The organism is uncultured Ruegeria sp., assembly GCF_947504215.1.
Lineage (GTDB): Bacteria > Pseudomonadota > Alphaproteobacteria > Rhodobacterales > Rhodobacteraceae > Ruegeria.
The window spans coordinates 351,607-358,887 of record NZ_CANNGO010000002.1 but is presented as its reverse complement, the minus strand read 5'-3'; the positions used below and the strand labels follow the sequence as shown (position 1 = coordinate 358,887).

Annotated in this window: 7 protein-coding genes; 3 read left to right on the top strand and 4 right to left on the bottom strand. The window is 56.6% G+C overall.

Features of this window, described 5'->3' with window-relative positions; all coding sequences use genetic code 11:
• Positions 1-170: 170 nt before the first annotated feature.
• The 4 genes from Q1B21_RS07080 to Q1B21_RS07065 form a co-directional block, all read right to left on the bottom strand.
• Positions 171-1,217, bottom strand: coding sequence for a methyltransferase domain-containing protein (locus Q1B21_RS07080; RefSeq protein WP_299887559.1), 1,047 nt, complete (start codon positions 1,215-1,217; stop codon positions 171-173).
• Positions 1,218-1,323: 106 nt separating this feature from the next.
• Positions 1,324-2,436, bottom strand: coding sequence for a hypothetical protein (locus tag Q1B21_RS07075; protein WP_299887556.1), 1,113 nt, complete (start codon positions 2,434-2,436; stop codon positions 1,324-1,326).
• Positions 2,437-2,438: 2 nt separating this feature from the next.
• The gene (locus tag Q1B21_RS07070; RefSeq protein ID WP_299887553.1) at positions 2,439-3,218 is read right to left on the bottom strand and encodes an SDR family oxidoreductase; all 780 of its coding nucleotides are present in this window, start codon (positions 3,216-3,218) and stop codon (positions 2,439-2,441) included.
• Positions 3,219-3,306: 88 nt separating this feature from the next.
• Positions 3,307-3,669, bottom strand: a complete 363-nt coding sequence (locus Q1B21_RS07065) for a nuclear transport factor 2 family protein (RefSeq protein ID WP_299075787.1) — start codon at positions 3,667-3,669, stop codon at positions 3,307-3,309.
• A 109-nt stretch (positions 3,670-3,778) separates the two neighbouring features.
• On the opposite strand from Q1B21_RS07065, the gene Q1B21_RS07060 reads away from it, so the two are divergent.
• The 3 genes from Q1B21_RS07060 to Q1B21_RS07050 are packed head-to-tail and all read left to right on the top strand — an operon-like array spanning position 3,779 to position 7,117.
• Complete coding sequence (locus Q1B21_RS07060) at positions 3,779-5,386, top strand: peptide chain release factor 3 (RefSeq protein WP_298934822.1); 1,608 nt, start codon at positions 3,779-3,781, stop codon at positions 5,384-5,386.
• 49 nt (positions 5,387-5,435) lie between these two features.
• The gene (locus Q1B21_RS07055; protein ID WP_299887548.1) at positions 5,436-6,191 is read left to right on the top strand and encodes a hypothetical protein; all 756 of its coding nucleotides are present in this window, start codon (positions 5,436-5,438) and stop codon (positions 6,189-6,191) included.
• A complete protein-coding gene (locus Q1B21_RS07050) occupies positions 6,188-7,117 on the top strand; it encodes a glycosyltransferase family 2 protein (RefSeq protein WP_299887545.1) in 930 nt (309 codons plus the stop codon). Before Q1B21_RS07055 ends, Q1B21_RS07050 begins: the two co-directional genes overlap by 4 nt.
• Positions 7,118-7,281: the final 164 nt, after the last annotated feature.

Below are 7,281 nucleotides of genomic sequence, written 5' to 3'. Positions count from 1 at the left end.
GCCTCGAAAAACCTTGCAATACCAAACACCAGCAGAGAAATTTGAAACCTGTGTTGCGGCGATCAGTTGAAACCACACCGCAAAGCGGACACTATGTCAAAAGAACTGCCAACCTAGTTCGACAGGTTTACTGAAAGCTTCCAGATCGCTCCTTATTAGGTCCAACAACCTCAGCAACAGCCGCCGGAAGCAACCTCGCCGTTGGCTTCAAACGGGCTTTCTCCGCCGCAGCCTTCGAAAATGCCATAATGGGTCGAGAAATCCCCAATGAACTCAAAATGCCGTGCAAAGCGAGTGTCGTTCAGCATCATCCAAGTATTACCGCAAACCGGAAAGACCTTGCCGGCCTCGATTATGTGATGGTCATCCAGCGCAAACTCATGCGGTGCGTGTGGCACCGTGCCCTTGTAGATGACGGCTTGACCAAAATCTTCACAGGCCGGTTCCAGTTCGGGCAGTTTGAACAGACGATACGTGGCTGACAGGAAGTTCAACGGGGCCACGCGCTGTTCCAGCGCGGGGTTTTCGATGGTCAGCGGGCGATGCGTCACCCGGCGTGGGTCGCCAAAGCCAGCAGCACGCGACATGGACAGAAAGTCGTTCCAATACAGTGCGCCGGATAGACACTCACCATACAGCACCTCATCTTCGGCCATCGCTTTTGGCACGCGGCGATCGGCATACACATCCGAGAAATACATCTCGCCACCGTCTTTTAGCAGGCGGTGCGCTCCTCTCAGAACAGCCTCTTTATCGGTGGCCAGATTGATCACGCAGTTTGACACGATGATGTCAAAGGAACCGGGCGCGAGGTCCAGTTCCTCCAGCTTTTCGATAAAGCCGTGATGAAATTCCACGTTGCTGCTCGCATGACCAAAGGTCTGCGCGTGATAGTCTTGATGCGCGCGCGCCACGTCCAGCTGTTCGGGGGTCATGTCGACGCCAACAACGCGACCGTTTTCGCCCACCATCGCGGACAGAGCATAGACGTCCCGTCCTGCGCCGCATCCCAGATCAAGGATGTGCATCCCTTCAAGATCAAGCGGCGCGATCAACCCGCAGCCATAGTAACGGGTCAGCACATCATCATGAATTTGCGACAGAATACCCTTAAGGTGAACCGGCATGTCATCCGGTGTGCAGCAGGCATTGGTTTGCAGATCGGCACTGCCTTGCAGCACTTCACCATAATAGTTCTGTACGGATTCATGCTTCATCGCGGTGCTCCTTTGTTCTCGAATACCTCTCAGCTAATGCAGGTATAGGTGCTGCGCAATCCGCTAGGACCTGTTTTGACAAAAGCGTGAGGGGGCCAGGCATGGCTTACCCCAGCAGTTCGAAATCTACACCCGCACAAACTTTGCCATTCACCTGAACCTCTAACCTGTGCGCGCCGGGCACCAGTTTGAATGTGGTAGCGTCTGCCTTCAGCTTGTGGCGCTTGGTCAGCGAGAGTTGCCCGTCCTTCAAAACCGCCTGCTTCAGCTTATGCACCTTTGCAGTTGTTTTCCCGCCGGGGCGTTGAAAGTGAATGATATAGTCAACCAGCACCGGCTGCCCCGAGGCTCCGGTCAAATCGACTGAGAACTCAAGCGCGTCACCTATCCGGGGCGCGCCATTCACCTGAACGTCCACCGCAACCTCAGCATCCGGGTCATAGCCCAGCATTTTCATTGCCTGCGGGTGCCCGGATTTCACCAATCCCCGCAGCGTATGCGCGGTCATCCAGTCCAACTCATCCCGGTGCTGCAGATCCTGTTTCTGCCAGGTTTGTAACTGGTTCAGAACAAGTTCTGGGTCTTTCTTGGTGATATCGTTTAGATGGTTCGCGACCGACCGCGTGACATAGCGCGTCTTGTCCCCATGCAACCGGTCCAGCAATGGCAGCGGATCGTTCAGGCCAAGCCCGATCGCCTGCCCCCAGGGTAAACGCGGCCGCGTGCCTTCGCTGACAAGACGGCGCACATGGTAACTGTCATGCCCGCACCACCGATCCATGCGTTCCATAACCTGATCGGGATGTCGGTTGAGGAACGGACGAATGGCCCACTCCATTGAAAATCGCTGTGTCAGTTCTTCGATCACATCCAACGCCAGTTCGGGATGATCCAACCCCACCGAAACCACCCAATCCCCCAGGGGCGCAAAGATGAAATCGCCAAAATCATCATCCGTTTTGTCGGGATCCAATGGCGGTGGCAGGGCATTAAGGATGACGGGCGCGACATCTGGCAAATCGCCGGGAACGGCGTGCTGCAAACACTTGGCGATCCACGCCATACGCTCCTTCAATTCAAGCTCTAGAAGCCGGGACATAACCCGCGCCTCGAACGCGCCTGCATCAAAGGACGGGTCGGCATCGGCGAACAGGCCCGCAAGGTAGCGAGTCTTTTCGGCGTTAAACAACTGATCCTTCAGTGAAAAACCCTGTGCCATTGTTACATCGTCAAATTGGTTGCGCCGCCATCCAGCAGGATGTTCTGCCCGACAACAAAACCTGCGTGCTGCGAACACAGGAAGGCGCAGGTCGCACCAAACTCCTGCCGTGTCCCATACCTGCGCGCGGGGATCGTTGCGGCACGTTCGGCGCGCGCCTCATCCATCGAGATGCCCTTTTGCGCCGCAACCCCGCCATCCAGCGAATTCGCCCGGTCTGTGGCGTGAATTCCAGGCAACAGATTGTTGATCGTCACACCATGCGGCGCAACTTGCCGCGCTGTTCCGGCCACATACCCGGTCAGCCCTGTCCGCGCGGCATTCGACAGCCCCAGAACCGCAATCGGCGCGCGCACGGATTGCGAGGTGATGTTGACCACCCTGCCCCAGCCTTTGTCCATCATGCCCGGCAACAGGGCTTTCATGAAGGCAATCGGCGTCAGCATGTTGGCATCCAGCGCCTTGATGAAATCGTCCCGATCCCAATCCGACCACAAGCCGGGGGGCGGCCCACCCGCATTGGTCACCATAATATCCACCCCTTGCGCGGCTTCGATCACCTGCGCCTGTCCCTCAGGACTGGTCACATCACAGGCAACGGTTTCGACCGAAACACCATGATCCGCACGAATGCGCGCGGCCTCGGCTACCAGCGCCTCAGCCCCGCGCGCGTTCATCACCAAGTTTACGCCAGCGCCCGCCAGAGCCTCGGCACAGCCCAGACCAAGCCCTTTGCTGCTGGCGCACACCAGTGCGCGTTTTCCGTGAATTCCAAGATCCATTCTAACCCTCCCAACCAATTCTTGCCAAACATCTAGCACCGGTCCGGCAAGGAAGGCTAGAAACGGATTTTTCAAGCACGATCAACGCTTAGTAGAAGAACTCTTCCCGTACGATCTTGCCATCAGCGACGTGGTAGATGGCGACTTCGTTCATATCAAAGCTCTCACCGGTTTCTTTGAATTTGCCCTGAACCTTAAAAATCACGGCAAAGCGGTCATCGCCGTGTATCATTGGATCGCTGGCGCTGAAGTCGCTGACCTCGGTGGCATTGTCCCACCAAGCATGTTTGCCCCGGATCGCATCCAGGCCATGGGCTTCCCGCCCCATACCCTGATCATCCACAGCCTCGACCGAAACAGCATCTGCTGCATAGATCTTGCCCAGATTCTCGGTTGTCCGGTTTTCTCGGCATCCGGCCACAAGTTCCTGCGCGATTTCTTTCAAATTCATTGCTCCACTCCACTTTTTGTTCACTATATGTTCTTTTTGCCATGGCGATCCGATTCGGAACACCCCCTTTGTCTTGCCTCGGCAGGTTTCCCCGCCTATACGCGCGCTCATGCTTGATACCGCCACGAACCAACCTGTATTGCCGCCCGAGATCGCCCGGCGTCGGACATTCGCCATCATTTCGCATCCGGATGCGGGCAAGACGACCCTGACTGAAAAGTTCCTGCTATATGGGGGCGCGATCCAGATGGCGGGCCAGGTGCGTGCCAAGGGTGAGGCGCGCCGCACACGATCGGACTTCATGCAGATGGAGAAGGATCGGGGGATCTCGGTCTCGGCCTCGGCCATGTCGTTTGACTATGACACCTTCCGGTTCAATCTGGTGGATACACCCGGACACTCGGACTTTTCGGAAGACACCTATCGCACGCTGACCGCCGTGGATGCGGCGGTGATGGTGATTGACGGCGCGAAAGGTGTAGAAAGCCAGACGCAGAAGCTGTTTGAAGTTTGCCGCCTGCGCGATCTGCCGATCCTGACCTTCTGTAACAAGATGGACCGCGAAAGCCGCGATACGTTCGAGATTATCGACGAAATTCAGGAAATGCTGGCCATCGACGTCACGCCCGCCGCATGGCCGATTGGTGTAGGTCGGGATTTCATCGGCTGCTATGACATGCTGCGCGACCGGCTGGAACTGATGGACCGTGCCGACCGTAACAAGGTGGCCGAAAGCATCGAGATCAACGGGTTGGACGACCCGAAACTGGCCGAACACGTGCCCGAGCACCTGTTGGAAAAGTTCCTGGAAGAAGTTGAGATGGCACGCGAGCTACTGCCCGCCATGGACCCGCAGGCAGTGCTTGAGGGGCATATGACTCCGATTTGGTTCGGCTCGGCCATTAACTCGTTTGGGGTTAAGGAGCTGATGGAAGGCATAGGCTCATACGGTCCGCAACCGCAGATTCAGTCCGCCGAACCCCGGCAGATCTCGCCCGAGGAAAAGAAGGTCGCAGGCTTTGTCTTCAAAGTACAGGCCAATATGGACCCCAAGCACCGCGACCGGGTGGCCTTTGTGCGCATGGCCTCGGGACATTTCAAGCGCGGCATGAAGTTGACACATGTCCGCACGAAAAAACCGATGGCAATCTCGAACCCGGTGCTGTTCCTCGCTTCGGATCGCGAGCTTGCGGAAGAGGCTTGGGCTGGTGACATCATCGGCATTCCCAACCACGGCCAGTTGCGCATCGGTGACACGCTGACCGAAGGTGAGGCGATCCGGGTCAAGGGCATTCCGTCGTTTGCGCCGGAACTGCTGCAAACCGTGCGCCCGGGTGACCCGATGAAGGCCAAACACCTAGAGAAGGCCCTGATGCAGTTCGCCGAAGAAGGTGCCGCCAAGGTGTTCAAACCATCGATTGGCTCGGGCTTTATCGTCGGCGTGGTCGGCGCGCTGCAATTCGAGGTTCTGGCCAGCCGGATCGAGATGGAATACGGCCTGCCGGTGCGTTTTGAAGTGTCACAATTCACCTCGGCCCGCTGGGTCAGCGGTGACAAAGCCGAGGTTGAGAAATTCGTCAACGCCAACAAGCAACATATCGCACATGACCATGACGGCGACATCGTCTATCTGACTCGTTTGCAATGGGACATTGACCGCGTTGTTCGCGACTATCCGGAGCTTACCCTGACGGCGACGAAAGAGATGATGACGTGACGCAACTGGCTGATTGCGCAGTCGAGTCTGGCTGTGCAATTCTGCGCTCATGAGCGAAGACGATCTGACTTTCCCGGGCGGCCTGCCCGACATGCTGGACAGCTATGAAAACCGGCGCAGCCCATTTGAGTTTGGTTTGGAAACGCTGCCACCATTGGACGCAGACCTTGCCTCGATGGTCCAGCAGATCGTGCCCGAAAGTGCCACAGTTCTGCCTGAACCAAATCTAAGAACCTCATGGAACCGCAAGCGCGCAAAAATCGCCACGGAATTTGTCGGCAATTCCGAGCTTGCCTTTCTGAACGCACAACTGGTGTCAAACCTGCGGAAACGCTCATACCCTCGCCACGCCCCCGCGCTTTTCTGCCGTCTATGGGGCGAACACCCCGGTCACCTGATATCTGCGTTAAATCTGCGCTGGTTGGTCTCGTCGGTTCAAACCTTTGCCATCCACGGGCAAACATCGACGCAGCGTGAGGTCGGTCAGGCCCTGCGTATGCTATTCGGCATGATGAAGCTCTATGAATTCGAGCGGTTGTTTTCCGGTGTGGCCCCCGATACGCCGCACAGGATGCGCGGCAAAAGCGAGGCGTCGCTGCCCTACGAAATGAAATCTTTTTCCCTTGAAAAAGGCGGATTGGACGTCAATCTCATCGCGCCCATCTGGACCAAAGCATTGCAGGATACCACCATCGCACCGCTGGTCGATCACCTGATGACCGAATTGAACAAAGACCCCGGCAGCGTTTTTCGCAGGTTAAAGCTGATGCGCGACACACGCCTGTCCCGGCAAGCCCGCGCATGATCACCTGGGGGATCGTTTCAATGGTCCGGGGGCCAACGGACACTATTCTTGGTTTTGCCGCCCATCACCTCGATCTGGGCGCGGATTTTTTGTACATCTACATGGATGAACCTAACCCGGACGCGTTTGAGGCATTGTCCTGTCATCCTAAGATCCGGGTTCGGAACTGTGACGACGCATTCTGGCAGGAACGGCGGCGCAATCGCCCCGAAAAGCACCAGATCCGCCAGACTGTTCATGCGACATTCGCCTATCGTTATACCAAGCTGGATTGGCTGGCCCACATCGATGTTGACGAATTCCTTTGGTCGCCAGAGCCAATTACAGACCTTCTGAGTTCAGTTCCTGCGGACAAACCGGCCGTGCGCGTTCGACCTATCGAAGCAATCGGTGGCAGCGAAGACTTGTACAAGGCACATATCCCGAACTCAGCTGACCGAGAGGCCATCGTCGAGGAAATCTATCCGAATTACGGCGCTTTTGTTCTGGGCGGCTTCTTAAGCCATGTGCAGGGCAAGCTGTTCGTGCGATCCGGCATGGAGAACCTAAACTTTCGTATCCACAACCTGTTTCAGAACAAGAAGCTGCTGCCTTGTAAGTTTGAAGTACCACAAATCGAACTCTGCCACCGCCATGCGTCGGACTGGGAACATTGGATTGCACACTACAAGTTTCGAATGGATCGCGGTTCGTATCAACCCGGTATGTCCCCGAATGTTCCGCGCGATCAAGGCGGGTTGAACAAGAACGAATTGCTCAGCTGGATCGAGGCTGAACAAGGGCCCGATGGCCTTCGCGCATTCTACACTGAAATGAGCGGCGCAGACCCTGATGTACGTGCCAGACTGGAAGCGCATGGCATGATCAAGCACCGGCCACTGAGTCTGGATGAAAAAGTTGCGAAACACTTTCCCGGAAGTAGCTGAATTGTTGCAAAAATTCGGGGACAGGCACCACAACCCGCTGATCCACAGGTCTTTGTTTGACCCTGACCCACGTTTTTGTTATGTCCGCGCTCAAGCCGAAACAGCGCACAAGGCGCATGGCCATCCGGGCCCGGCACATTTCAGACGCGCGGGCCAGGTCAAGT